The sequence below is a fragment of the Actinomadura viridis genome, assembly GCF_015751755.1.
Classification (GTDB): Bacteria; Actinomycetota; Actinomycetes; order Streptosporangiales; family Streptosporangiaceae; genus Spirillospora; species Spirillospora viridis.
In genome coordinates this window covers 1,438,709-1,462,598 of record NZ_JADOUA010000001.1, presented here as the reverse complement: position 1 = coordinate 1,462,598, position 23,890 = coordinate 1,438,709, and the positions used below count along the sequence as shown (strand labels likewise).

At 73.6% G+C, this 23,890-nt stretch carries 21 protein-coding genes; 11 read left to right on the top strand and 10 right to left on the bottom strand.

Annotated features, from left to right (window positions below; all coding sequences use genetic code 11):
- Positions 1 to 10: 10 nt before the first annotated feature.
- Both IW256_RS06365 and IW256_RS06360 read right to left on the bottom strand, forming a co-directional pair.
- Positions 11 to 1,372, bottom strand: a complete 1,362-nt coding sequence (locus IW256_RS06365) for a dihydrolipoyl dehydrogenase family protein (protein WP_197010064.1) — start codon at positions 1,370 to 1,372, stop codon at positions 11 to 13.
- A gap of 58 nt (positions 1,373 to 1,430) precedes the next feature.
- Complete coding sequence (locus tag IW256_RS06360; protein ID WP_197010063.1) at positions 1,431 to 2,384, bottom strand: ribonuclease Z; 954 nt, start codon at positions 2,382 to 2,384, stop codon at positions 1,431 to 1,433.
- Positions 2,385 to 2,462: 78 nt separating this feature from the next.
- Between IW256_RS06360 and IW256_RS06355 the strand changes: the two genes are divergently transcribed.
- Positions 2,463 to 2,939: a pyridoxamine 5'-phosphate oxidase family protein gene (locus tag IW256_RS06355; protein WP_197010062.1), complete on the top strand. Its 477-nt coding sequence runs from the start codon at positions 2,463 to 2,465 to the stop codon at positions 2,937 to 2,939.
- A 28-nt stretch (positions 2,940 to 2,967) separates the two neighbouring features.
- Here IW256_RS06355 and IW256_RS06350 read toward each other — a convergent pair whose 3' ends face one another.
- The 3 genes from IW256_RS06350 to mca form a co-directional block, all read right to left on the bottom strand.
- The gene (locus tag IW256_RS06350) at positions 2,968 to 4,212 is read right to left on the bottom strand and encodes a tetratricopeptide repeat protein (protein WP_197010061.1); all 1,245 of its coding nucleotides are present in this window, start codon (positions 4,210 to 4,212) and stop codon (positions 2,968 to 2,970) included.
- Positions 4,213 to 4,325: 113 nt separating this feature from the next.
- Positions 4,326 to 4,664, bottom strand: a complete 339-nt coding sequence (locus IW256_RS06345) for a hypothetical protein (RefSeq protein WP_197010060.1) — start codon at positions 4,662 to 4,664, stop codon at positions 4,326 to 4,328.
- Entirely contained in the window at positions 4,655 to 5,512 is an 858-nt protein-coding gene (gene mca, locus IW256_RS06340) for a mycothiol conjugate amidase Mca (protein ID WP_197016129.1), read from the bottom strand. The genes IW256_RS06345 and mca overlap by 10 nt, the downstream gene beginning before the upstream one ends.
- 199 nt (positions 5,513 to 5,711) lie before the next feature.
- Here mca and IW256_RS06335 point away from each other — a divergent pair, with 199 nt between their 5' ends.
- Together IW256_RS06335 and greA are read left to right on the top strand one after the other, a co-directional pair.
- The gene (locus IW256_RS06335) at positions 5,712 to 6,284 is read left to right on the top strand and encodes a DUF4307 domain-containing protein (RefSeq protein WP_197010059.1); all 573 of its coding nucleotides are present in this window, start codon (positions 5,712 to 5,714) and stop codon (positions 6,282 to 6,284) included.
- A gap of 181 nt (positions 6,285 to 6,465) precedes the next feature.
- A complete protein-coding gene (gene greA, locus IW256_RS06330) occupies positions 6,466 to 6,966 on the top strand; it encodes a transcription elongation factor GreA (RefSeq protein WP_197010058.1) in 501 nt (166 codons plus the stop codon).
- Between the two features lie 41 nt (positions 6,967 to 7,007).
- On the opposite strand, the gene IW256_RS06325 is transcribed toward greA, so the two are convergent.
- Positions 7,008 to 7,646, bottom strand: a complete 639-nt coding sequence (locus IW256_RS06325; RefSeq protein ID WP_197010057.1) for an Lrp/AsnC family transcriptional regulator — start codon at positions 7,644 to 7,646, stop codon at positions 7,008 to 7,010.
- A 126-nt stretch (positions 7,647 to 7,772) separates the two neighbouring features.
- Here IW256_RS06325 and hppD point away from each other — a divergent pair, with 126 nt between their 5' ends.
- From hppD to IW256_RS06300, 5 genes are all read left to right on the top strand, one after another.
- The gene (gene hppD / locus IW256_RS06320; RefSeq protein WP_197010056.1) at positions 7,773 to 8,864 is read left to right on the top strand and encodes a 4-hydroxyphenylpyruvate dioxygenase; all 1,092 of its coding nucleotides are present in this window, start codon (positions 7,773 to 7,775) and stop codon (positions 8,862 to 8,864) included.
- 72 nt (positions 8,865 to 8,936) lie between these two features.
- The gene (locus IW256_RS06315) at positions 8,937 to 9,839 is read left to right on the top strand and encodes an RDD family protein (protein ID WP_197010055.1); all 903 of its coding nucleotides are present in this window, start codon (positions 8,937 to 8,939) and stop codon (positions 9,837 to 9,839) included.
- 62 nt (positions 9,840 to 9,901) lie between these two features.
- Complete coding sequence (locus IW256_RS06310; protein ID WP_307828757.1) at positions 9,902 to 11,578, top strand: M1 family metallopeptidase; 1,677 nt, start codon at positions 9,902 to 9,904, stop codon at positions 11,576 to 11,578.
- Between the two features lie 79 nt (positions 11,579 to 11,657).
- Positions 11,658 to 13,244, top strand: coding sequence for a M1 family metallopeptidase (locus tag IW256_RS06305; RefSeq protein WP_307828756.1), 1,587 nt, complete (start codon positions 11,658 to 11,660; stop codon positions 13,242 to 13,244).
- 4 nt (positions 13,245 to 13,248) lie between these two features.
- Complete coding sequence (locus IW256_RS06300; RefSeq protein ID WP_197010054.1) at positions 13,249 to 14,670, top strand: M1 family metallopeptidase; 1,422 nt, start codon at positions 13,249 to 13,251, stop codon at positions 14,668 to 14,670.
- 130 nt (positions 14,671 to 14,800) lie between these two features.
- Here the strand turns inward: IW256_RS06300 and ilvA are convergent, their stop codons facing one another.
- The 3 genes from ilvA to IW256_RS06285 form a co-directional block, all read right to left on the bottom strand.
- Positions 14,801 to 16,012 carry a threonine ammonia-lyase gene (gene ilvA, locus IW256_RS06295; protein ID WP_197010053.1) on the bottom strand — a complete coding sequence of 404 codons (1,212 nt, stop codon included), beginning with the start codon at positions 16,010 to 16,012 and terminating at the stop codon, positions 14,801 to 14,803.
- 101 nt (positions 16,013 to 16,113) lie between these two features.
- Entirely contained in the window at positions 16,114 to 17,130 is a 1,017-nt protein-coding gene (locus IW256_RS06290; RefSeq protein WP_307828755.1) for an ROK family protein, read from the bottom strand.
- Entirely contained in the window at positions 17,127 to 18,299 is a 1,173-nt protein-coding gene (locus IW256_RS06285; protein WP_197010052.1) for an FIST signal transduction protein, read from the bottom strand. The genes IW256_RS06290 and IW256_RS06285 overlap by 4 nt, the downstream gene beginning before the upstream one ends.
- 152 nt (positions 18,300 to 18,451) lie before the next feature.
- On the opposite strand from IW256_RS06285, the gene IW256_RS06280 reads away from it, so the two are divergent.
- From IW256_RS06280 to IW256_RS06270, 3 genes are all read left to right on the top strand, one after another.
- Positions 18,452 to 19,873: a magnesium chelatase ATPase subunit I gene (locus IW256_RS06280; RefSeq protein ID WP_197010051.1), complete on the top strand. Its 1,422-nt coding sequence runs from the start codon at positions 18,452 to 18,454 to the stop codon at positions 19,871 to 19,873.
- A 19-nt stretch (positions 19,874 to 19,892) separates the two neighbouring features.
- Complete coding sequence (locus IW256_RS06275; protein WP_197010050.1) at positions 19,893 to 21,971, top strand: vWA domain-containing protein; 2,079 nt, start codon at positions 19,893 to 19,895, stop codon at positions 21,969 to 21,971.
- Between the two features lie 68 nt (positions 21,972 to 22,039).
- Complete coding sequence (locus IW256_RS06270; RefSeq protein WP_197010049.1) at positions 22,040 to 22,582, top strand: hypothetical protein; 543 nt, start codon at positions 22,040 to 22,042, stop codon at positions 22,580 to 22,582.
- Positions 22,583 to 22,681: 99 nt separating this feature from the next.
- Here the strand turns inward: IW256_RS06270 and IW256_RS06265 are convergent, their stop codons facing one another.
- Entirely contained in the window at positions 22,682 to 23,785 is a 1,104-nt protein-coding gene (locus IW256_RS06265) for an alpha/beta hydrolase (RefSeq protein ID WP_307828754.1), read from the bottom strand.
- Between the last annotated feature and the right edge of the window lie 105 nt (positions 23,786 to 23,890).

The window sequence follows — 23,890 nt, the reverse complement described above, 5'->3', positions numbered from 1 at the left end:
GGGTCACGCCTCAGGCGCCGTCCAGGTCGGCGAGGGCGGCCTCGATGGCGCGGTGGAAGGTGGGATAGGCGTAGATCATCTCGCGCAGGGCGCCGGTGGGCACCTCGGCGTGCACGGCGACCGACAGCGCGCCGAGCACCTCGCCCCCGGACGGGCCCGCCGCGGTGGCGCCGACCAGGACGCCCCACTCGGTGTCCTCGACGAGCTTGACGAAGCCCTCGTTGCCCGCCTTGTGGATCCAGCCGCGGGCGGTCTCCTCCAGCCGCGCGAACCCCGTCCGGACGGGCAGGTTCTGGTCGCGGGCCTGCGCCTCGGTCAGGCCGACCGCGCCGATCTCGGGGTCGGTGAAGGTGACCCTGGGCACGGCCCGGTAGGCGGCCGGTGAGCCCTCCTCGCCGAGGATGTCGCGCACGGCGATCCTGCCCTGGTACATCGACACGTGGGTGAACTGGCCCTTGCCGGTCACGTCCCCGATCGCCCAGACGCCGTCGGCGGCGCGCATGTTGCCGTCCACCGGGATGGTCCGGGCGTCCTCGTCCAGCCCCACCGCCGCGACGCCGAGGCCCCTGAGGTCGCTGCGCCGGCCCGCCGCCACCAGCAGGCGCTCGGCGGTGAGCCGTTCGCCGCCGAGGTCGAGCGTGAAGGAGTCGCCGTCATGGCGGACGCCGGTCACGGTGGCCCCGGTCCGGACGAGGAGGCCCTCCTTCCGGAAGACCTCGGCGATCAGCTCGGACGACTCGGGCTCGTCCTGGGCCAGCAGCCGGTCGGCGACCTCCACGATCGTCACGTCGGCGCCGAACCGGGCGAACACCTGGGCGGTCTCCGCGCCGACCACCCCGCCGCCCAGGACGAGCAGCGACCCGGGCACCCGCTCGGCGCGCACGGCCTCGCGGTTGGTCCAGTACGGGGTGCCGTCCAGCCCGTCGATCGGGGGCGCGGCCGGCTCGGTCCCGATGTCGATCAGGATGCCGCGGCGGGCCCGGAGGGTCCGGTCGCCGACGGTGACCTCGCCGGGCGCGGTGATCCGGCCCCGGCCGCGGACCAGCCGGACGCCCTTGGCGGTGAGCCGGTCGGCGGCGGCCTGGTCGTTCCAGCCGTCGGTGGCCTCGTCCCGGATCCGCCCGGCCACCGGCGACCAGTCCGGCCGGACGGTGGCGTCGCCGGCCATCCCCGGGACGCGGCGTCCCTCGGCCAGCAGGCCCGCGGCGCGCACCATCATCTTGGTCGGGACGCAGGCGTAGTACGGGCACTCCCCGCCGACCAGGCGCGCCTCGACGCCGGCCACCGACAGCCCGGCCTCGGCGAGACGCCCGGCGGCGTCCTCACCTCCCGGGCCGAGCCCGATCACCACCACATCGACGTCTTCAGCCATGCCCGCATCCTCCCCAGCGTGATCCCGTTCTCACCCGCGGGGGACCGCGAACACCGGCTCAGCCACCGGCCGGGCGGGCGGCGGGGCGGCGCCGGGGCAGCGGAACCCGGTCCAGGTCGCGCACGAGGGTGATCTCGCCCCGGAACGGCCCCGCCGCCTGCCGCCGGAAGCGCTCCTCGTCCTCGGCCCGGTAGCGCTCGGAGAAGTGGGTCAGGACCAGGTGCCGGACGCCGCCGGCCGCGGCGACCGCGCCGGCCTGCCCGGCGGTGAGGTGGGCGCGCTCCGCGGCCAGGCGGCGGTCCTCGTCCAGGTACGTGGACTCGATGATCAGCATGTCCACGCCCTCGGCCAGCTCGTAGGCCGCCGCGCACACCCCGGTGTCCATGACGAAGGCGACCTTCTGCCCGGGACGCCGGACGGCGCACTCCTCCAGAGTGACCGTACGCCCGTCCGGAGTGGTGACCACCCCCTCCTCGCGGAGCCGCCGTACCAGCGGCCCGCGCACGCCCCGCGCCGCCAGCTCGGCGGGCAGCATGGTCACGCCGTCGGGCTCCTCCAGCCGGTAGCCGTACGACTCGACCGGGTGGTCCAGGCGGCACGCGGTCAGCGTGAACGGCGCGTCGCCGGTGTCCAGCCGCGCCCGCGCCCCGCTGACCGGCCGCTCCCTGATCACCGCGGTGTCGTGGAACGCGGCCGCGTGCCTCAGCCGCCGCCAGTACTCGGTGCCGCTCGCGGGGAACGCCGCGTTCACCTCGTGCTCGACGCCGTCCCGCGCGATGCGCTGCACGACGCCGGGCACGCCGAGGCAGTGGTCGCCGTGGAAGTGGGTCACGCAGATCCACGTGAGGTCGGTGGCGCTGACCCCCGCGAGCGTCATCTGCCGCTGGGTGCCCTCCCCCGGGTCGAACAGCAGGCCGTGCCCGTCCCAGCGCAGCAGGTAGCCGTTGTGGTTCCGGGTCCTGGTGGGCACCGCGCTGGCGGAGCCGAGTACGAGCAGTTCGCGGAGCGACATGTCACCCATGGTGCCGGTGCGAAGGGAAATAAGCGCTTGATTATGCTGGCGGCCGGTGCCGGCTCTGAAGGAGGATCCGTGGGCAGCAACAAGCGCGAGAAGATCAAGATGACGGACCCGGAGGTGGCGGCCTTCCTCGCCGCCTCCTTCAAGGTCCAGGTCGCCACGATCGGCAAGGGCGGCGAGCCCCATCTGGTCACCATGTTCTACACGCTGCTCGACGGCAAGATCGCCTTCACCACGTACCGCTCCTCCCAGAAGGTCCTCAACCTACGCCGCGACCCCACCATGACCTGCCTGGTGGAGGACGGCACCGAGTACAACGAGCTGCGCGGGGTGAGCCTGTACGGGAAGGGCCGCATCATCGAGGATCCCGACGTCCGCCTCAAGGTCGGGGCCGTGGTCGGCTCGCGGATGGCGGGGCTGCCCGTACCGGAGCTGGGCGCCCCGATCGATCCGGCGTTCGCCGCCGGGCTGGAGCCTGCGCTGGCCAAACGCGTCGTCATCGTGATGGAGCCGGAGCGGACCACCAGCTGGGACCACCACAAGGCCTGAGGGTGCCGCGGCCCGCCCGGCCGGTACGTCAGCCGAGCCGGGCCGCCACCCCGGCCGCCTTCGGGCTGTCCAGCGCCTCGTAGAGCGGGCGCGCCCGCGACAGCGCCGCCCGTTCGGCGTCGGTGTCCCGGCGGAAGCGGGCCGCGTCGGCGAGGTGGCACCACAGGTCGGCCTGCCGCTCGGAGGCGCGCTCGGCCCGCATGATCTCCAGCGCCTGGCCGAAGAAGTTGATCGCCGCGTCCGGATGGCCCCTCCGCAGGTACGCCTGGCCCAGCCCGGTCAGGGCGCGCCCACGGCCGTACCGGTCAGGCTCGGCGAGGGCCAGGAAGTCGTCCGGCAGCGGGCCCAGGATCCGCACCGCACGCTCCTGGTCGCCCGCGCCGCTGACCGCCCGGCCCAGGTGGACGCGGGCCGACAGGACCAGGCGCGGATCGCCGGTCTCCTCCGCCAGGCGCAGGCCGTCCTCCAGCGCCTCGACCGCCTCCGCCCAGCGCTCCCGGACGATCAGCACCACGCCGAGCGCCTCCCCCGCCGCGGCCTCGCCCCGCCGGTCACCGGCGGCCCGCGCCGCCTCCCGCGCGGCGGTGAACTCGCGGGCGGCGTCCCCGGCCCGGTCCCGGCCGATCAGCGCGTACCCGAGCTGGGTCCGCATCCGGGCCTCGGCGGCCCGGTCGCCGCCACGGACCGCCGACCGGACGCCCAGCTCGTGCGTGCCGATCCAGTCGCGGTAGTAGCCGCGCAGGGAGCAGAGGTGCCAGAGGGCCTCGCACAGCCCCCAGGCGTACTCGTCCCACCCATGGGCGTAGGCGGTCTCGACGGCGGCGCGCAGGTTCTCCCGTTCCGCCTCCAGCCACGCCCACGCGCCGTCCTTGTCGGCGAACCGGCGGACGCCGTCGAAGGCGGGCGCCAGCCGCCACCGGCCGGGATCCAGCGTCACATCGGCCGCCGCCGCCCCCGCCAGGTAGAAGTCCAGGACGCGGCGCGAGGCGGCGTCGCGCGCTCGCTGGGTCTCGTCGCGCTCGGCGCGCCCGGCGGCGTACTCGCGTGCCCGGCCGGACAGCCGGAACCGGCCGTCGCCGGGCGCCGTGGCCACGAGGTCCTCGGCGACCAGCCGTCGCAGCAGGTCTGCGACCTCCGCCTCCGGACGGCCCGCCAGCGCGGCGGCGGCGCCCAGGCTCGGATCGCCCTCACCCGGGTGCAGGCCGAGCAGCCTGAACAGCCGGGCGGCGTCCGGCGTCAGCCGCCGGTAGGAGTCCTCGAAGTCGGCACGCACGTCGAGGTACTCCCCGGCACGGAGGAATTCCAACCGGCGCCGCCGGCCACGGCCGGTGCCTCGCCGGCCACTGGACGGTGCCCCGCCGGGCTCAGGACGGGCTCAGGGCGCGATCAGGACGCCGGGTCTCCGGCGGAGTCGTCCCCGCCGGATCGCGCGCGGGACGGCGGGGACGCCGCCGCCTTGGGACCGGACGGCGCCTCCGCCCCGCCGTCCTCCGGCTCCGGCTTCGTCTCCGTGGACCGCGCCTTCTTGGCGCTCTGGGCGCGTTCCCACTCCTGCTGCTTGAGGTCGGCTTCGCGAGGAGCCTGGATCCGCCCGATCTGCTTGTTCATCGAACGGATCAGGAAAAACGTCGCGACCGCCAGCGCCAGGAAGACGCCGAACCCCAGGAAACCGGGGGTCACCGTGTCGTCGTTGAGCGGGATGGCGAGTGCGGGCACTACAGGCATACCTTCTCCCGGATACCGGTGAACAGGTCGTCCTCCGGCAACTCGGTGTCGACCAGGGACCTGGCCAAATGGTAGTCCTCGGTCGGCCAGACCTCACGCTGGAGGTCCAGCGGGCACACGAACCAGAAGCCGTCGGGGTCGATCTGGGTGGCGTGGGCGAGCAGCGCCTTGTCGCGGGTCTCGAAGTGCTCGCCGCAGGGAACGCGGGTGGTCACCGCCCAGCGCGGCGGGGCCTCGTCCTCGAACCGCTTGACCCAGTCGGCGTACGGGGACTCCAGGCCGTTCCTCTCCATCGCCTCGTGCAGCGCCGTGACCCGTTCCCGGGTGAAGGTCATGTGGTAGTAGAGCTTCAGCGGCTGCCAGGGCTCGCCGGTGCCCGGGTAGCGGTCGGGGTCGCCCGCGGCCTCGAACGCCTCCACCGACACCTCGTGGCACTTCACGTGGTCGGGGTGGGGGTAGCCGCCCTTCTCGTCGTAGGTCAGCATCACGTGCGGCCGGAACTCGCGGACGGCCCGTACCAGCGGCTCGGAGGCCACCTCCAGCGGCTGGACCGCGAAACACCCCTCGGGCAGCGGCGGCGGCGGGTCGCCCTCGGGGAAACCGGAGTCGACGAAGCCCAGCCAGCGCTGCTCCACCCCGAGGATCTCGCGGGCCCGCGCCATCTCCTCCTCGCGGACCTTGCCGATGTCGGCCTTGATCTCCGGGCGGTCCATCGCCGGGTTGAGGATGTCGCCGCGCTCGCCGCCCGTGCAGGTGACCACCAGCACCTCGACGCCGTCGGCCACGTAGCGGGCCATGGTCGCCGCACCCTTGCTCGACTCGTCGTCCGGGTGGGCGTGCACGGCCATCAGCCGCAGCGGCTCGGCGGGCCCGCGGGACGGATCGAGCGTCGCATGATCGATGGCCTCGGACACCTGGAGTACTCCCTCGTGGCAGCCAGTACTTGGCGGTACGTATCGTGATGAGCGGACCCCGGTGCGGAGCACCCGCCTCGACGGAAGAGAATTGTCCCTGACAACGTCCACGCCCCGCACGGAGATTCCCGCCATGCCCACCAGCGTCACACCAGAGCCGGACGGGCCCGCCGCGCGGGCCGGCACCGCGGCCCGCAGCGCGCCCGGCGGCGCGTCCGGCACGGGGGCCGCCACCACCGCCGCGGAGGACGCCGGCGCGCGTCCCGCGCGCGGCGTGCAGGAGTGGCCGGCCGGGCCCGGCGGCACGGACGGCCCCGGCGGGCCGGGAGGCGAGGGCGGCGGGCCGGGCGGCCGCGGGCGGCGGCCCGGACGGCTCGGCTACGCCGTCATCGGCGTCCTGGCGGCGGTCCTGGCCGGCGGCTGGGCCGTGATCATGGCGAACGCCAACAACACCCCGGGCATCGCCTCGCAGACGATCACCTACGTCGTGCGGGACGCCTCCACCGTCGAGGTGCGCTACGCCGTGGCCAAGGCGAGGGACGACGAGGTGCGGTGCACGGTGGACGCCTTCGACACCGACTTCGCGATCGTCGCCACGTCCCGGATCACCGTGCCGCCCGGCACCGAGCGCATCACCCGGACCGACGTCCTGCAGACGTCGAAACGGGCCACCGGGGCGCGGGTCAAGGACTGCCACAAGGTCTGAACGACCCGCGTCACCTGGTGAAAGCCCGACCCTCTTTGGCGGGTTGCGTGCGCCATGTTCAGGGAACCTTTACCCGCACACACCGGATAGGCTAGAGGTTTCACCCGGCCGCACTTCATGTCGATGTGTCGCTCCTCCCGCCGGGACGAGCGAGATCGCAACATGTGGATGAGGAGTACCCGTGACCGAGACCCGCGCTGACAACGTCACCTGGTTGACGCAGGAGGCGTACGACCGGCTCAAGGCTGAGCTGGACCACCTGTCGGGCCCGGGCCGCATCGAGATCGCTCAGAAGATCGAGGCGGCGCGGGAGGAGGGCGACCTGCGCGAGAACGGCGGCTACCACGCGGCCAAGGAGGAACAGGGCAAGATCGAGGGCCGCATCCTGCAGCTGCAGGGCATCCTGGAGAACGCCCGCGTGGGTGAGGCCCCCCGCACCGACGGGGTCGTCGGACCGGGCATGACCGTCACGATCGCCTTCGAGGGCGACGACGAGGAGGTCACCTTCCTGCTCGCCTCCCGTGAGGAGAGCGGCGCTCCGATCGACGTGTACTCCCCCAACTCCCCGCTGGGTTCGGCCATCAACGGCAAGAAGGTCGGCGACAAGGCCACCTACACGCTGCCCAACGGCCGCAGCATGAGCGTGGAGATCCTGGACGCCACCCCGTACGCGGGTTCTTAACCCCAGGCCCCGTCCCGGCCGCGCCAGGCCCGCCGCTCCCGTCAGGACGGCGGGCCTTCGACTGCCCGCCTTCCCGGCCGGCGCCCTCCGTCCGAGCCGTCCCCGCCCGTGCCCGACCCGCTCCCGCCCGAGCCGCTCCCGCCGTCCGCGCCCTGGCCGTTCCCGCGCGTGCCGTCCGCGCCCCGGCCGTCCGCGCCCGTGCCGTCCGCCGTCCTGGGGCGGGCGGCCGCGGCCACCAGCGGGAGCGTCCGCTGCGGCACCTGGGTGGCCAGCGAGATCACCGAGGACGCCCGTTCCACCCCCCGCACGTCGACGATCATGTCGATGACCCGCTGCAGGTCCTGGTTGCTGCGGGCGACCACGCGGCACAGCATGTCGCCGCCGCCGGTGATGGTGTGCGCCTCGATCACCTCGGGCACCCCGGCCAGCCGTTCGGCGACCGGGTCGTGGCCGCCGGGCTGCCGGATCTGCAGGGTCACGAACGCGGTGACCGTGTAGCCCAGCGCGGCCGGGTCGATCTCCGGGCCGAAGCCGCGGATCACGCCCTGCCGGGCCATCCGGTCCAGCCGCGCCTGCACGGTGCCGCGCGCCACCCCGAGCCGCCGGGACGCCTCCAGCACCCCGATCCGCGGCTCGGCGGCGAACAGCTCGATCACCCGCCCGTCCAGCTCGTCGATCATCCGCCGTCCACCTCCATGGTCATCCTGTACAGATCGTCCCCTTGAATCGCTTCATCACTGTACAGAATGACCAGTGATATGACGCTCTCTTGCACAGGCTGCCACCCTCCTGTCCAAATTGGGGCCATGGACGAATTTCCGGTCAGGGGCATGGACGCCGTCATCTTCGCCGTCGGCAACGCCAAGCAGGCTGCGCACTACTACTCCACCGCCTTCGGGATGCGCCGGGTGGCCTATCGCGGCCCGGAGAACGGCAGCCCCGACGAGGCCGTGCACGTCCTGGAGTCGGGCGGGGCCCGGTTCGTCTTCCGGGGCCCGGTACGGGCGGGCACCGACCTGGGACGGCATGTCGCCGAGCACGGGGACGGTGTCGTGGACCTGGCCATCGAGGTCCCCGACGTCGAGGCCGCCTACCGCCACGCGATCGCCAAGGGCGCCACCGGGATCGAGGGGCCGCACGTCCTTGAGGACGACCACGGCAAGGTCGTGATCGCCTCCATCGCCACCTACGGCGAGACCCGGCACTCGCTGGTCGACCGTTCCAACTACTCGGGGCCGTACCTGCCCGGCTTCGCCGCCGCGGACCCGATCGTGGAGCCGCCGGAGAAGCGGTGCTTCCAGGCGATCGACCACTGCGTCGGCAACGTCGAGCGCATGGACGAGTGGGCCGCCTTCTACCACCGCGTCATGGGGTTCACCGACATGGCCGAGTTCATCGGCGACGACATCGCCACCGAGTACTCGGCGCTGATGTCCAAGGTCGTCGCGGACGGCACCCGCAAGGTGAAGTTCCCGCTGAACGAGCCGGCCGAGAGCCGCAAGAAGTCCCAGATCGAGGAGTACCTGGAGTTCTACGGCGGCCCGGGCGTGCAGCACATCGCGCTCGCGACCAACGACATCCTGGCCTCGGTGGACCGGATGCGGGCCGCGGGCGTGGAGTTCCTGGACACCCCCGACTCCTACTACGAGGACCCGGAACTGCGCGCCCGGATCGGCGAGGTGCGGGTGCCGGTCGAGGAACTGCAGAAGCGCAAGGTGCTGGTGGACCGGGACGAGGACGGCTACCTGCTGCAGATCTTCACCAAGCCGGTCCAGGACCGCCCGACGGTGTTCTTCGAGCTGATCGAGCGGCACGGGTCGATGGGGTTCGGCAAGGGCAACTTCAAGGCGCTGTTCGAGGCGATCGAGCGGGAGCAGGCCCGGCGCGGCAACCTTTGATCGGGTAAACGTTCGGCCCGGCCGAGGTCAGACCGGGGTTCGCAGGGCGGACCCCGGGCAAACCATGACGGCATGACGCCACCGCCACAAAATCCCCCCTCGGGGGAGCAACCGGAAGACCGCCCGTGGCCGCCTCCGGACCGCTCCGGACAGGGGCCGGAGGAGCCGGGGGAACGCCATGCGGAGGAGCGCCCGGAACGACCGCCCCGGGAGCAACCGCCCCCGCACGGCGAGGGCGAACCGTACGCGGCCCCCGGTCAGCCCCCGTACGGCGGACAGGCCCCCTCCCCGGGGCAGCAGCCGTACGGGGAACAGCAGCAACCTCCCTACGGCCAGCCCTACCCAGGCCAGCCCTACGGAGGCCAGCCCTACGGCCAGCCGGGCCAGCCGCCGCCGGCGCAGCCGTACGGCGGTCAACCCCCCTACGGGGGCGCGCCGCCGTACGGCGGGTACCAGCAGCCGTACGGCGCGCCACCGGCCTTCTACGGCGCCGCGTACACCGACCTGGCCAGCCGGTGGGCGCGGCTGGGCGCGCTCATCCTGGACGACATCCTGCTGGCCGTGGTCACCGGGATCGTGACGCTGCCGTTCTACGACTGGGACCGCACCTTCAACCCCGTCACGGGCACCTCGATCTACTGGGGCCCCGGCAACGCCTCGGGCAACCTCCTCGCGCTCCTCATCGTCTTCCTCTACTACTGGCTGCTGACCGCGCGCTGGGGCCAGACGCTCGGCAAGAAGGCCCTCGGCATCCGCGTGGTCCGCGCGCAGGACGGCGGCGCGATCTCCTCCGGCGCCTCCGCGTGGCGGTACGGCGTGCAGCTCCTGCTGGCCATCCCCTGCGGGCTGGGCACCCTTCTGGACGCGCTGTGGATCTTCTGGGATCCGCGCAAGCAGACCATCCACGACAAGGCCGCGCGCACCGTGGTCGTCAAGGTCCGGCCCGGCGTCCCGGACCCGTACGAGAGGCGGTGAACCCGCCCGGAAGGCCGCCGCGAGGGCCCTCCCATGACATTTCCGAGTTGCCTGCTCTGCCCGTGCCGGGCAGTCTGGGCACCGTGCATACGGCCGGAAGTACGCCCAGACACCATCGCGGCGCCCGCAGCCTCGCCCATCGCGGCGTCGCCGGGCTGACCGCCTTCGCCGTCGCGGGCGCGCTGACGGCCTGCCAGGTCACCATCGGCGACCGGAGCGCCGAGCCGCCGCTCCCCGGGTCGCCGCCCCCGAACGGGCCGTCCGGCCAGGACAGCGTCGGCGACGCCTACGTGCCGGGCAACGGCAACGGCGGCTACGACGTGCAGCACTACAGCCTGAAGCTGGCGATCACCCCGGGCGGGCGCCAGGAGCTGGAGGGGACCGCCGACATCACCGCGGCGGCCACCGCGCGGCTGAGCCGGTTCAACCTCGACCTGACCGGGCTGGACGTCTCCGACGTCCGGGTCGACGGGGCCGCCGCGCAGCGCCGCCACGAGGGCGACGAGCTGGTCGTCACGCCGGCGAAGCCGCTGGAGAAGGGCACCAGGTTCACCGTCTCGGTGCGCTACGCGGGGACGCCCCGGCCGGTGGCCGACCCGATCCTGGGCCGGTACGGCTGGATCCGCACCTCCGACGGCGTGTTCGTGGCCTGCCAGCCCAGCGGGGCGCACACCTGGTTCCCCAGCAACGACCACCCCAGCGACAAGGCCACCTTCGACTTCCAGATCACCGTCCCGCCGGGCCTGACGGCCATCGCCAACGGCGAGCCGTCCGGCCCGGTCACCGGCGGGGAGGGCGGCGCCGGGGCGCCGGGCGGCGACGTGCCCCCCGGCGGGGACGGCGGCGTCCCCCCGGGCGGTCCCGGACAGGGGCCGCCGGAGATCCCGCCGACCGGCGCGCCGCCGAGCATGCCCGAGGTCGTCCCGGCCGCCGCGCACGGCGGAACCGCCGCGCACGCGCGGGGCAAGGCCGGGCGGACGACGACCGTCTGGCGGGTCAAGCAGCCGATGGCGACCTACCTGGCCACCGTGAACGTGGGCCGGTTCGCGGTGAAGACCGGAAAGACCCCCGGCGGCATCACCAACATCACGGCCGTGGACCCGACCGTCAACGGGACGTCCCTGGAGGCGTTCCACGCCAAGAACGCCGAGATCACCGACGAGTGGGTGCGGCTGTTCGGCCCCTACCCGTTCTCCTCCACCGGCGGCCTGGTCGACAACGCCTCGGTGGGCTTCGCCCTGGAGACCCAGACCCGCCCGGTCTACGGCTCGTTCGGCGCCGAACAGTCGATCATCGCGCACGAGCTGGCGCACATGTGGTTCGGCGACAGCGTCAGCGTCACCCGCTGGCAGGACATCTGGCTGAACGAGGGCTTCGCCACCTACGCCGAGTGGATGTGGGACGAGAAGTCCGGCGGCCAGTCGGTCAAGGACCACGTCGACTCGGTCTACCAGGACTCCTCCAACCGCGAGCTCTGGGACGTGCCCACCGGCAACCCGGGGCGGTCGCAGATGTTCGGGCGCACCGTCTACGACCGGGGCGCGGTGACGCTGCACGCCCTCCGCACCCGCGTCGGCGACGACAAGTTCTTCGCCATCCTCCGGACCTGGGTCAAGGAGAAGCGCCACTCCAACGCCACGACCCCGGAGTTCATCGCCGTCGCCGAGCGGGTCTCCGGGCAGCAGCTGGACGGCTTCTTCAGGGCCTGGCTGTACGAGCGGGGCCGCCCCAAGCTCTGAGTGAAGACCGGGCAAGGGAAGCGCAAAGGCTCGGCCGGGTGACCGAACGCCTCCGGGGCGCGGCGCCAGTCTGTGCCGGGTGGTGAACAAGCTCATGGCGGCGGCCGCCGCGACCAGCGCGACGGCCGTGACCGCCGCGACGATCCTGACCGTACCGGCGACCGGGGCGGGGGCCGCGGCCTCCTTCGGGCCGACCCCCGGCGTCGCCCCCCACCCGGCCGCCGGGCCCGCTCCCGGCCGCACCGCGTACGGCCCCGGCTCGGCGGGCGTGGGCGACCCGTACTTCCCCGGCGCGGGCAACGGCGGCTACGACGTCGAGCACTACGACATCCGGCTGGGCTACCGGCCGCGCGGGAACCGGATCGCGGGCACCACCGTGATCACCGCGACCGCGACGCAGCACCTGTCCCGCTTCAACCTCGACTTCGCCGGCGACCGGGTGCGCCGGGTCACCGTCGAGGGGGCCGACGCGGCGCACCGGCGGCGCGGCCAGGAACTGATCGTCACTCCCCGTGCCGGGATCCCGGAGGGCGCCCGCTTCACCGTCGCGGTCACCTACGACGGCTCCCCCTCCCCCGGACGCGACCCGGGCCTGGGCAAGACCGGCTGGATCCGCACCCCCGACGGCGCCGTCACGCTGTCGCAGCCGGTGGGTTCGGCCACCTGGTTCCCGCTCAACGACCACCCCTCCGACAAGGCCGCCCACACGTACACGATCACCGTGCCCGACGGCCTCGGCGTGGTCGCCAACGGCGAGCCCGCCGGGACGTACCGGCAGGCGGGAGGGCGCACCCGCACGTTCCGCTGGCAGTCCCGGCACCCCATGGCCGGCTACCTGGCCATGGTGGCGATCGGGAGGTTCCGCACCGTGGACGGGCGGACGCCCGGCGGCATCCGCGCGATCAGCGCCGTCGACTCCTCCCTCAAGCGGGAGGACCTCGCCCGGCTGCACCGGACCACCGGGCAGGTGACCGACTGGGGCGTGCGGATGTTCGGGGCCTTCCCGTTCGACTCCACCGGCGGCGTCATCGACGACGTCAAGGTCGGGTACGCGCTGGAGACGCAGAACCGGCCCGTGTACCCGGGGAGCGCCGAGACCCCGCTGATCGTGCACGAGCTGGCCCACCAGTGGTTCGGCGACAGCGTCAGCCTGCGGAGCTGGAAGGACATCTGGCTGAACGAGGGCTTCGCCTCGTACGCCGAATGGCTCTGGAGCGAGCAGCACGGCGGCCCCACGGCCGCCCAGATGTTCGACCGGGCCTACAAGCCGTCCGCGGGCGCGAAGATGTGGCGGCGGCCGACGGGAGCGCCGGGGCGCGACGGGATGTTCGACTTCTTCCCCGTCTACACCCGCGGCGCCATGACGCTGCACGCCCTGCGGACCGCCGTCGGCGACGCCGCCTTCTTCCGGATCATCCGGACCTGGGCGACCTCCAACGCCCACGGCGGGGTCACGACCGAGGACTTCGTCCGGCACTCCGAGCGGGTGTCCGGGCTGCCGGTGCGGGCGCTCCTCCACGAGTGGCTCTACCGGACCGGCAAGCCGGAACGTCCGAAAAGTCTGACCTCACCTGGCCGAATCGCAACCGAACCGCGCTTGAACGGCGGCCCGGCGGCTGGGACTTTTGGGACGGAAGTGACAACACTGCGAGGACGAGGCCGATGACCCGATGAAGAGAACCCCTCGAACCCTGACCGCCGTGGCGCTGACCGCCACCGCCGGACTCCTGGTGTCGGCCGCCCCCGCGGCCGCCGCCGAACGCTTCACCCCCGGGGCGCCGGGGGCGGGCGACCCGTACTTCCCCGACATGGGCAACGGCGGCTACGACGTCGCCCACTACGACATCGGGCTGAAGTACGACCCGGCCACCAAGGGCGTCCAGGCCGTCACCGGCATCAAGGCGCGCGCCACCCAGAACCTGTCCCGGTTCAACCTGGACTTCCTGGGCCCGCTGACGATCTCGGCGCTGAAGGTGAACGGCCGCACCGCCGCCTACAAGCGCACCGGCGCCCAGGAGCTGGAGATCACCCCGCCCCGGGGCCTGCGCAAGAACAGCCGGTTCACGGTGACGGTGGCCTACGCCGGCGTACCGCAGAGGATCGACGACCCGGCGCTGGGAACCTCCGGATGGATCGCCACCGGCGACGGCGCGGTGATGGTCAACCAGCCGTTCGGCGCGGCCACGGTCTTCCCCGTGAACGACCACCCGACCGACAAGGCCACCTACACCTTCACCCTCACCGCGCCCGAGGCCCTGACCACGCTGGCCAACGGCGACTTCGCCGGCAAGCACACCAAGGGCGGCTGGACGACCTCGCGGTGGCGGATGCGGCAGCCGATGGCCAGCGAGCTGAGCATGCTCGCCATCGGCAGGTACGACGTGATCAGCGGGCGGACCGCGAGCGGCGTGCCCAACATCACGGCGACCGACCGCGGGCTGAACATCTCGCCCGAGCTGGCCCGGACCTTCCAGAAGCAGACCGGGGACATCCAGGAGTTCCTGGCCTCCCTCTTCGGCCGCTACCCGTTCTCCTCGACCGGCGGCATCGCGGTCAAGGCGGGCGTGGGGTACGCGCTGGAGACCCAGGGACGGCCGGTGTACGACCTGGCGCGGCGGCCGGGCACGGCACCGCGGCCCGGGCTGATCGCGCACGAGATCGCCCACCAGTGGTACGGCGACAGCGTGACGCCCGAGCGGTGGGCCGACATCTGGCTGAACGAGGGCTTCGCCTCGTACGCCGAGTGGCTCTACGCGGAGAAGTACGAGGGCAAGCCCGTCCAGCAGAGCTTCGACGAGACCTACGCCACCCCGGCCGACGACGACCTGTGGAAGCCCATCACCGCCGACCCCGGCCGTGACGACCTCTACCACTCGGCGGTCTACGACCGGGGCGCGATGACCGTCCACGCCCTGCGCAAGGCCATCGGCGAGGAGGACTTCGCCGAGCTGATCAAGGCATGGCCCACCGCCCACCGTGACGGCAACGCCTCCACGCAGGACTTCATCCGCTTCGCCGAGAAGATCTCCGGAAAGCAGCTGGACGACCTGTTCGACAAGTGGGTCTACACCTCGGGCAAGCCCGCCCTCTGACCCGTCCCGCACGGCGCACGACCGGCGCCCCAGGGCCCCGTACCGGGCCCTGGGGCGCCGCCCGCATCGCCCGCGTCGCCCGGCGTCGCCCGCGCCGCCGTCGCCGGTCCGTGCCGGCCGGGAGATCGCGTCAGCTGAGGGTGAGCGCGTAGCCCTTCTCGCGCAGCCGCCCGAGGACCTCCTCGCTGTGCTCGGTCCCCCGCGTCTCCAGGTGCATCAGCACCTCCGCCTCCTCGACGTGGAGGCGTGCGGCCACCCGCTCGTGCATCACGTCCAGCACGTTGACCCCGAGCCCGGCCAGCTCGCTCAGCAGCGTCACCAGGGCACCGGGACGGTCGTTGAGCCGGCACCGGAGCACCAGGTAGCGGCCCGCGCCCGCCAGGCCGTGCCGCAGCACCTTGGCCAGCAGCACCGGGTCGATGTTGCCGCCCGACAGCAGCGCCACGACGGGGGTGCGGACCGCGTACCGGTGCTCCAGCAAAGCCGCGACCCCGGCCGCCCCGGCCGGCTCGACCACCAGCTTGGCCCGTTCCAGGCACAGCAGCAGCGCCTGCGAGATCGACTCCTCGGTGACCGTGACCACCGCGTCGATCAGCTCGGTCACCAGCGCGAAGGTGAGGTCGCCGGGACGGCCCACGGAGATCCCGTCGGCCATCGTCGGCTGCACCTCGATCCGCACCGGACGCCCTCCGGCCAGCGAGGGCGGGAAGGCCGCCGCCCGCTTGGCCTGCGCGCCGACCACCTTCACGTCCGGGCCGTCGCCCCGCTTGAGGGCCACGGCCACCCCGGACATCAGGCCGCCCCCGCCGACCGCGCCGACGACCGTCCGCACGTCGGGGCACTGCTCCAGGATCTCCAGGCCGATCGTGCCCTGGCCGGCCACCACGTCCGGGTGGTCGAACGGGTGGATCAGCACGGCCCCCTCGCGTTCGGAGTGCTCCTGCGCGGCGTGCAGGCAGTCGTCCACGGTCGGCCCGGGGAAGACCACCTCCGCCCCGTACGCGCGGGTGGCCGCGACCTTGGGCAGCGGCGCCCCCACCGGCATGTAGACGGTGGCCTTGCACCCCAGCATGGAGGCGGCGAGCGCGACCCCCTGGGCGTGGTTGCCGGCGCTCGCGGCCACGACGCCGCGGGCGCGCTCGGCCTCGCTGAGCCGGGCGATCCGCACGTAGGCCCCGCGGATCTTGAACGAGCCGGTGCGCTGGAGGTTCTCGCACTTGAGGTACACGGGGCCGCCGATGGCCTCCGACAGCACCCGCGAGTGCATGAGCGGTGTGGGGACGCTCACGTCGCGCAGCAGTTCGCGTGCGGCGCGGATGTCGTCGACGGTGACCCGGTCCATTCTCCGATCTTGCCACCATTCGTTGACTTGCGGCGAGTTGCCGTCTCGGGGCGTCCTCGGGCAGCAACTCGCCGCAAGTCAACGTCCCCTGGTCGGCGTCTCTAGTCGGCGCTCCAGTAGCGCTCGCCCGCGTGCACGAGGGCGGCGGCGCCGATCAGGCCGGAGGTCTGGCCGAGGGCGGCGGGCACGATCCGCAGGCGCCGGGCGAACTCCATCCGCGCGTGCAGGCGGAAGGCGTCCATCAGGGGGTCGAACAGCAGCGGGCCGGCCTGCGACACGCCTCCGCCGACCGCCACCACGTCCAGGTCGCACAGGTGGGTGGCGGAGGCGATCGCGACGCCCAGCGCGTGGCCGGCGCGGCGCATCGCGGCGGCGGCGACCGGGTGGCCCCGCCGGGCGTCCTCGGCGAGGTCGGCGCCGGTGGGGTCGCCGTCCTGCTCCCGCCGCCAGCCCTGCCCGCGCGCCCAGGCGGCGAGGCCGGGACCGCGGGCGACGGCCTCCAGGCAGCCCCGCCCGCCGCACCCGCAGGGCGGGCCCCCGGGGTCGACGACGACATGGCCGATGTGGCCGGCGTTGCCGGTCCCGCCGTCGATCAGGCGCCCGCCCAGCACCAGCCCGCCGCCCACGCCCGTGGACACCACCATGCCGAGGACGTTGCCGTGGCCCCGCCCGGCGCCCCGCCAGTGCTCCCCGACGGCCACGCAGACGGCGTCGTTGTGGACCCGTACGGGCAGGCCGGGGTGGCGGGCGCGGAGGTGGTCACGCAGCGGGAACCCCCGCCAGGCGGGCATGTTGATCGGGGAGACCTCGGCGGCGGGCCAGGTCATCGGGCCGCCGCAGCCGGCGCCGACGCCGGCGAGGCGGGGGGCGCCCGCATCGGCGAGGAGCTTGTCCAGCAGCGCGTCCAGCGCGGCCCAGAGGCCGCCCGCGTCCGTGCCGGGCCGGTTGGGGGTGGGGATCCGGTCGTAGGCGGCGACGCGGCCGTCCGGATCGACCACGGCGGCGGCCATCTTGGTGCCGCCGATGTCGATCGCCAGGACCGGGTCGCCGGCCTCGCCGGGCGCGCGGGACAAGCCGGTCTCTCCGGACGCGCCGTTCTCGCCGGACGTGCCGGTCACGGGGCGGGTTCCCGGTTCTCGGCGGGGCCGAAGGCGAGGATGGAGGCAGTGAACGCGTGGACGTGGTTGCGCCCGGACACCGGGCCGATCTCCCCGGCCGCGAAGAAACCGCCCACCCCGGACGGCCCGAACGCGCGGTGCACCACCCGGGCGTCATGGTCGGAGTCGGGGAACATCGCCCGGCCCCGCCCGTTGCAGGAGAACAGCAGCGCGCCCTCGACCGGCGCCATCTCGAACCGTTCCAGCAGCTCGGCCAGGTCCTCCTCGGCGGCCCCGGTGTCGCGCACCTGGAACCGCACCGTGCGTCCCACCTCCACCACGTCGCCGATGGCGATCGCGCCGGTGTCGGTGTCGGCGCCGACGACGCCGCGCACCAGGAAGTCGCCGCGCTCGTGCTCGTCGGCGTACTCGTCCATGGCCACGCCGATCAGCAGCCCGCGCCCGGCCAGCTCCTGCTCCTCCTCGGGCAACCCCAGGACGATCTCCTCCAGCTTGTCCAGGGCGGGGGTGCCGGCCAGCTCGTACAGGACGTTCTCGTCGGCCTTGGTCACCACCATGTCCGGCCCGACCGGCCGGGCGCCCTGGCTGACCACGGTCGCCGCCGTGATCGGCCCGCCCAGCACCACACCGACCGCGCCGTCCTCATGGACCTCGCCGTTGAGGAACAGCCGGGTGGACCCGCGGCCCTCCCCGTCGGCCATCCCGCCGACCAGGGGCAGCCCCGGAAGCGCCTCGGCGGAGCGCTCGACGAACGCGTCGACCGGGAAGGTGTACGGGTCGGCCAGCAGCACGCCGACCACGTCGTCCTCCTCCCCCTCGGGCATACCGACCACGATCAGGCGGTCCTCGGTCTTGAGCGTCTCCAGCCGGAACGGCTCCAGGCGGGCGCCGGGCAGCACCGCGGCCCAGGCGCTCACCGCGCTGGCCTCCTCGACGCCGTGCCCGCCGCCGATCACGCCGTTGGCGCTGCACCCCACGACGACGCGGGCGCCCGCGGCCTCCATGGCCACCCGCCCGGCGGCCTCCACGGCCCCGGGATCCTCCGCCGAGACGAAGACGCACACCAGGTCCGGCGGCGCGCTGAGCGGGGCCAGTGCCTTCTCGACCGCCGTCCGGGCGGCGCTGGTCAGATCGGGGCCGAGGGCGAGGCCATCACCGAAACGGCTCATCGGCGGCGCCTCCCTCGTACGGTTCGCCGGATTGTTCACACTCCCAGTCTTCCCCTTCTCGTCTCCGGGACCCAAACGGCCGGGGATCGCCCGGCCGAGGAATCCGGTGCCGAGGGTGCGATCGCGCGGATCCGCGACGTAGTGTCGATCGCGTGCGTCCATCCAAACCACGCGAGAGCACACTGGGCGCGTTGCGCACCGGTGGTCACGTCCATCGCTCGGTGAAGGCGGAGATCCGTCACAACCTGCTCACCCGGCTGAGATCCGGTGAGCCCCGCTTCCCCGGCATCGTCGGCTTCGACGACACGGTGCTCCCGCATCTGGAACGCGCCCTCCTCGCCGGGCACGACCTGGTGCTGCTGGGCGAGCGCGGCCAGGGCAAGACCCGGCTGATCCGCACGCTGGCCGGCCTGCTGGACGAGTGGACCCCCGTGGTCGCCGGATGCGAGATCAACGACCACCCGTACGCGCCGGTCTGCGTCCGGTGCCGGCGGCTGGCCGCCGAGGCCGGCGACGACCTCCCGGTGGACTGGAAGCACCGGGACGAGCGGTACGGCGAGAAGCTGGCCACCCCGGACACCAGCGTCGGCGACCTGATCGGCGACGTCGACCCGATCAAGGTGGCCGAGGGCCGCACCCTGGGCGACCCGGAGACCGTCCACTTCGGCCTGGTGCCGCGGACGAACCGGGGCGTGTTCTCCATCAACGAGCTGCCCGACCTGGCCGAGCGCATCCAGGTGGCGCTGCTCAACGTGCTGGAGGAACGCGACGTCCAGGTCCGCGGCTACGCGCTGCGGCTGCCGCTGGACCTGCTGCTGGTGGCCAGCGCCAACCCCGAGGACTACACCAACCGGGGCCGGATCATCACCCCGCTCAAGGACCGGTTCGGCGCCGAGATCCGCACCCACTACCCGCTGGAGCTGGACACCGAGCTGGAGCTCATCCGCCAGGAGGCCGAGCTCGCCGACCTCGGCGGGCGGCCCGCCGAGGTGCCCGACCACCTGATCGAGATCATCGCGCGGTTCACCCGGCTGGTCCGGGAGTCGACGGCGGTGGACGGCCGGTCCGGGGTGTCGGCCCGGTTCGCGCTCGCGGGCGCCGAGACCGTGGCGGCCGGCGCCGTGCGGCGCGCCGCGCTGACCGGTGAGGAGCGCGCGGTGGCCCGGGTCTGCGACCTGCCCTCCGTGGTGCCGTCCCTGATGGGCAAGGTCGAGTTCGAGGTCAGCGAGGAGGGCCGCGAGCAGGAGGTGCTGGAGCATCTGCTGCGCCGCGCCGTCGCCGAGACCTACCGGCGCACGCTGGGGGCGGCCGACCTGTCCGGCCTGCTGGAGAAGTTCGACTCGGGCGAGATGGTGGAGTCGGGCGAGCTGGTGCCCGCCGCCGAGCTGCTGCGCCGGGTCGGCCAGGTCCCCGGGCTCGCCAAGATCATGGAGCGGCTGGGCATGGGCGGGGAGTCCCCCGAGCAGGCCGCCGCCGCGCTGGAGTTCGCCATGGAAGGGCTCTACCTCAGCCGCCGCCTCTCCAAGGACGTCCCGCCGGGCGCGTCCGACGGCACCGCCACCTACCGCACGTGAGCGAGCATTTGGGAGTGCGATGAGCCGCTACCGGTACGGAGCCTACGAGGACGGGCCCGACCCGCTCGCCCCGCCGTACGACGTCCGGGACGCGCTGGACGCGGTGGGCGACTCGGTCCTCGAGGGCACCCGGCCGGAGGAGGCGCTGCGCGACCTGCTGCGCCGCGGGCTGCCCGGCGCGGACGGCCGGCGCGGTCTCGACGACCTGCTCCGGCAGGTCCGGGAACGGCGCCGGGAGCTGCGCGACCGGGGCCGCCTGGACGGGACGCTGGAGCAGGCGCGCGCGCTGCTGGACACCGCGATCGGCCAGGAACGGGCGGAGCTGTTCCCCGATCCGAGCGACGAGGCCCGGCTGCGCGAGACCGAGCTGGACACCCTCCCCGCCGACACCTCGCAGGCGATCCGGCGGCTCTCCGACTACCGGTGGCGCTCCGACGCGGCCCGCGCCACCTTCGAACGGCTGAAGGACCTGCTCCGGCAGGACGTGCTGGACGCCCAGTTCCAGGGCATCAAGCAGGCGATGCAGAGCCAGGACCCGCGCGCGATGGAGCGGGTCAAGGACATGATGGCCGCGCTCAACGAGATGCTGGAGAAGGACGCGCGCGGCGAGCACACCCAGGAGGACTTCGACCGCTTCATGGAGCGGTACGGGGACATGTTCCCCGACCGGCCGGGAAACCTGGAGGAGCTGGTCGACGCCCTGGCCCGGCGGGCCGCGGCGATGGACCGGCTGCTGGCCTCGCTCAGCCCCGAGCAGCAGGCCGAGCTGGCCGGGCTGATGGACCAGGTCATGCAGGACGCGGGCCTGGCGATGGAGATGTCGCGGCTGAACGACGCGCTCCGCTCCCGCCGTCCCGACCTGGGCTGGGGCACCCCGGAGCGGATGAACGGCGAGCAGCCGCTGGGCATGGGCGACGCCACCACGGCGCTGGCCGAGCTGGCCGACCTGGCCGAGCTGGAGGCCGCGCTCGCGCAGGACTACCCGGGCGCCCGACTTGACGACATCGACGAGGAGGCGGTCCGGCGGGCGCTGGGCCGCCGGGCGGTCGACGACCTCGACGCGCTGCGCCGGATCGAGGCGGAGCTGGAACGGCAGGGCTACCTGCAACGCAAGCGCGGCAAGCTGGAGCTGACGCCCAAGGCGGTGCGGCGGCTGGGCGACACCGCGCTGCGGCGGGTGTTCGCGCAGCTCACCGCGGGCCGGCAGGGCGATCACGACCAGCGTGACGCCGGGCAGGCCGGTGAGCTGACCGGGTCGAGCCGGGAGTGGCGGTTCGGGGACGAGCAGCCCCTCGACGTGGTCCGCACGGTGAGCAACGCGATCCGCCGCAACGCCATGGACGCCGGCCCCCTCCCGGCCCCGGCGGCCGGCGGACTCACGGCGGTGCCCGCCGCCGACCCCTCCGGAGGGGCTTCCGGGACGCCGGCCGCGGTGCCGCCCGCCCGTGCCGGACGTCCCGGCCGTCCCGGCGGCGTGCGGCTGAGCGTGGACGACTTCGAGGTCCAGGAGACCGAGCGGCGCAGCGCCGCCGCGGTCTGCCTGCTGGTCGACCTGTCGTACTCGATGGTGCTGCGCGGCACCTGGGCGGCGGCCAAGCAGACCACCCTGGCCCTGCACGCCCTGGTCACCAGCAAGTTCCCGCAGGACGCCATCCAGATCATCGGGTTCTCCAACTACGCCCGGACGCTGCATCCCACCGAGATGGCCGGGCTGGACTGGGACATGGTCCAGGGCACCAACCTGCACCACGCGCTGATGATCGCCGGGCGCCATCTGGACCGCCACCCCGACTTCGAGCCGATCGTCCTGGTGGTCACCGACGGCGAGCCGACCGCGCACCTGCGGCCCGACGGGCGGTCGCTGTTCGACTACCCGCCCTCGCCGGACACGCTGGTGCTGACCCTGGCCGAGGTCGACAAGATGACCCGGCGGGGCGCCGGCATGAACTTCTTCATGCTGGCCGACGACCGGCGCCTGGTGTCGTTCGTGGAGGAGGTGGCGCGGCGCAACGGCGGCCGGGTCTTCGCGCCCGACGCCGAGCGGCTCGGCCAGTACGTCGTCAGCGACTACCTCCGGGTACGCCGCGGCCGGCGCTGACCCGCGCCGCCCGGGAAGGCGCGCGGTTCTTCTAGGTGACCGGCCGCTCACCCGTTAGGGTCGGCGTCATGTCGACTATCGACCGCCTGCTGCTCCTCCTGCACATCGGCTTCGCGATCTTCACTCTGGGGCCGCTGACCGCCGCGACGATGGCCTCCCCCCGCTACATCCGCAAGCGGAACCCGACGGTGCTGCGCTACCTCAACCGGACCACCCAGATCTACGGCGTGGCCAGCCTGGGGATCTTCCTCTTCGGGCTGTGGCTGGCCGAGGGGCGGTTCGCGCAGGTCTGGCTGTCGGTGTCGATGACGCTGTTCATCGTCGCGCTGGTGCTGCTGCTCCTCATCGAGCGCGACCAGCGCAAGGCGGTGCAGCTGCTGGAGGCCGCCGCCGAGCGCGTGCCGGCGCCCGCCGCTCCCGCGAAGGAGGCCGGCGCCGCCGCGGGGGAGGCGAAGGAGACCGGTGCCGGGCGGGCGGAGACCGCTCCCCCGCCCCCGGGCGCGGCCGTGGGCGACATCGCGCAGGTCGAGCGGGGTCGCATCGCGGCGATCTCGGGCGTCGTCGCGCTGATCTGGGTGGTGATCCTGGTGCTGATGGTCTGGAACGGCTGAGAGACGAACCGGCCGGACGGCCTGTCCCGGACCGCCCGGCCCGGCTCGGAGCAGACCGGGCCGGGACGTGCCGGACGGGCAGGGGTGGGGCAGGGCGGCTCAGCGCGTGCGGGCCTTGAGCCAGGAGAGGATCGCGGGGTAGACGCTCGGATCGTTCAGCAGCTCGGAGGCGTGCATCTTGCCGGGGACGACCTTGACCGTCGCCGGCACGCCCACCCCGCGCAGCGCCGCCGCCAGGCCCGTGCTGTGGGTCGGCGGCACCAGCTCGTCGGTCGCGTGCATGAGCAGCATCGGGGCGTCGGTCGCCGTGACGTGCGAGGAGGCGTCGGCGTCCTCGACCCGCTGCCAGCAGGCCGGGTCGGACTCGCTCGGGACGCACCGGACCAGGTCGACCACCGCGCGCCGCAGGTAGCGCTTGCCCGGCGTCGCGTCGGCCTTGGCGCCGTCCTGGTAGGCCAGGTACGGGGTGTTGACGGGCGAGAGGGCCAGGACCCCGCGCACCCGGGAGGCGCCGTCGCCGTACGTGCCGAGCTGGCTGGCCAGCAGGCCGCCCGCGGACGAGCCGATCGCCACGACGCGGTTCGGGTCGATGTTCCACCGGGCGGCGTTCTTCTTGATGAACTCCACGGCCGAGACGGCGTCGTCGCGCTGCGCCGGCCAGGCCGCCTGCGTGGCGAGCCGGTAGTTGGCGGAGAAGACCGTGTAGCCCTGCGCGGTGAGGCGCCGCGCGAAGTACTTCCACGAGGACTTGTCACCGGTGAGCCAGGAGCCGCCGTGCAGCACCAGCACCGCCGGGCGGGGCGCCTGGCCCCGGGCCTGGGCCGGCGTGCCGGCCCGCCAGTAGGCGTCCATGCGCTGGCGCGGGTGCTTCCCGTAGGCGTACGTGAGGACCTTGGGCGGCCTGGGCGTCACCATGACCGCGCGGGTCGAGACGACCGGGTCGGGCGCTCCCGCCCGGTCCTGCGCCGGCCCGGCCGGAGAGCCGGTGGCGGCGGCCGTCGGGCTCGCCTGGTCAGGGGTCCCGGGGGCCGTGGGCGTGCCCGTGGCGGACGGCGTGCCCGGCAGGCCGGGTGAGGCCGCCGGGGGCGAGGGAACGGCCGTCGGCGTCGGCTCGGGAGCCTTGGCGAGGGCACCGCCGGGAGCGGCCACGGCAGAGATACACGTCGCGGCGAAGGCCGCCCCGCACACCAGTACTTTGCGCACTCCGAGCCCTTTCTCGGCGATATCTTGGCGGGCACATCATAGAGCCTTGATCACCTCCGCCACCCGTACGCCGGGAAATCTCACCCGCCCGGGGGCCCGGCGTCA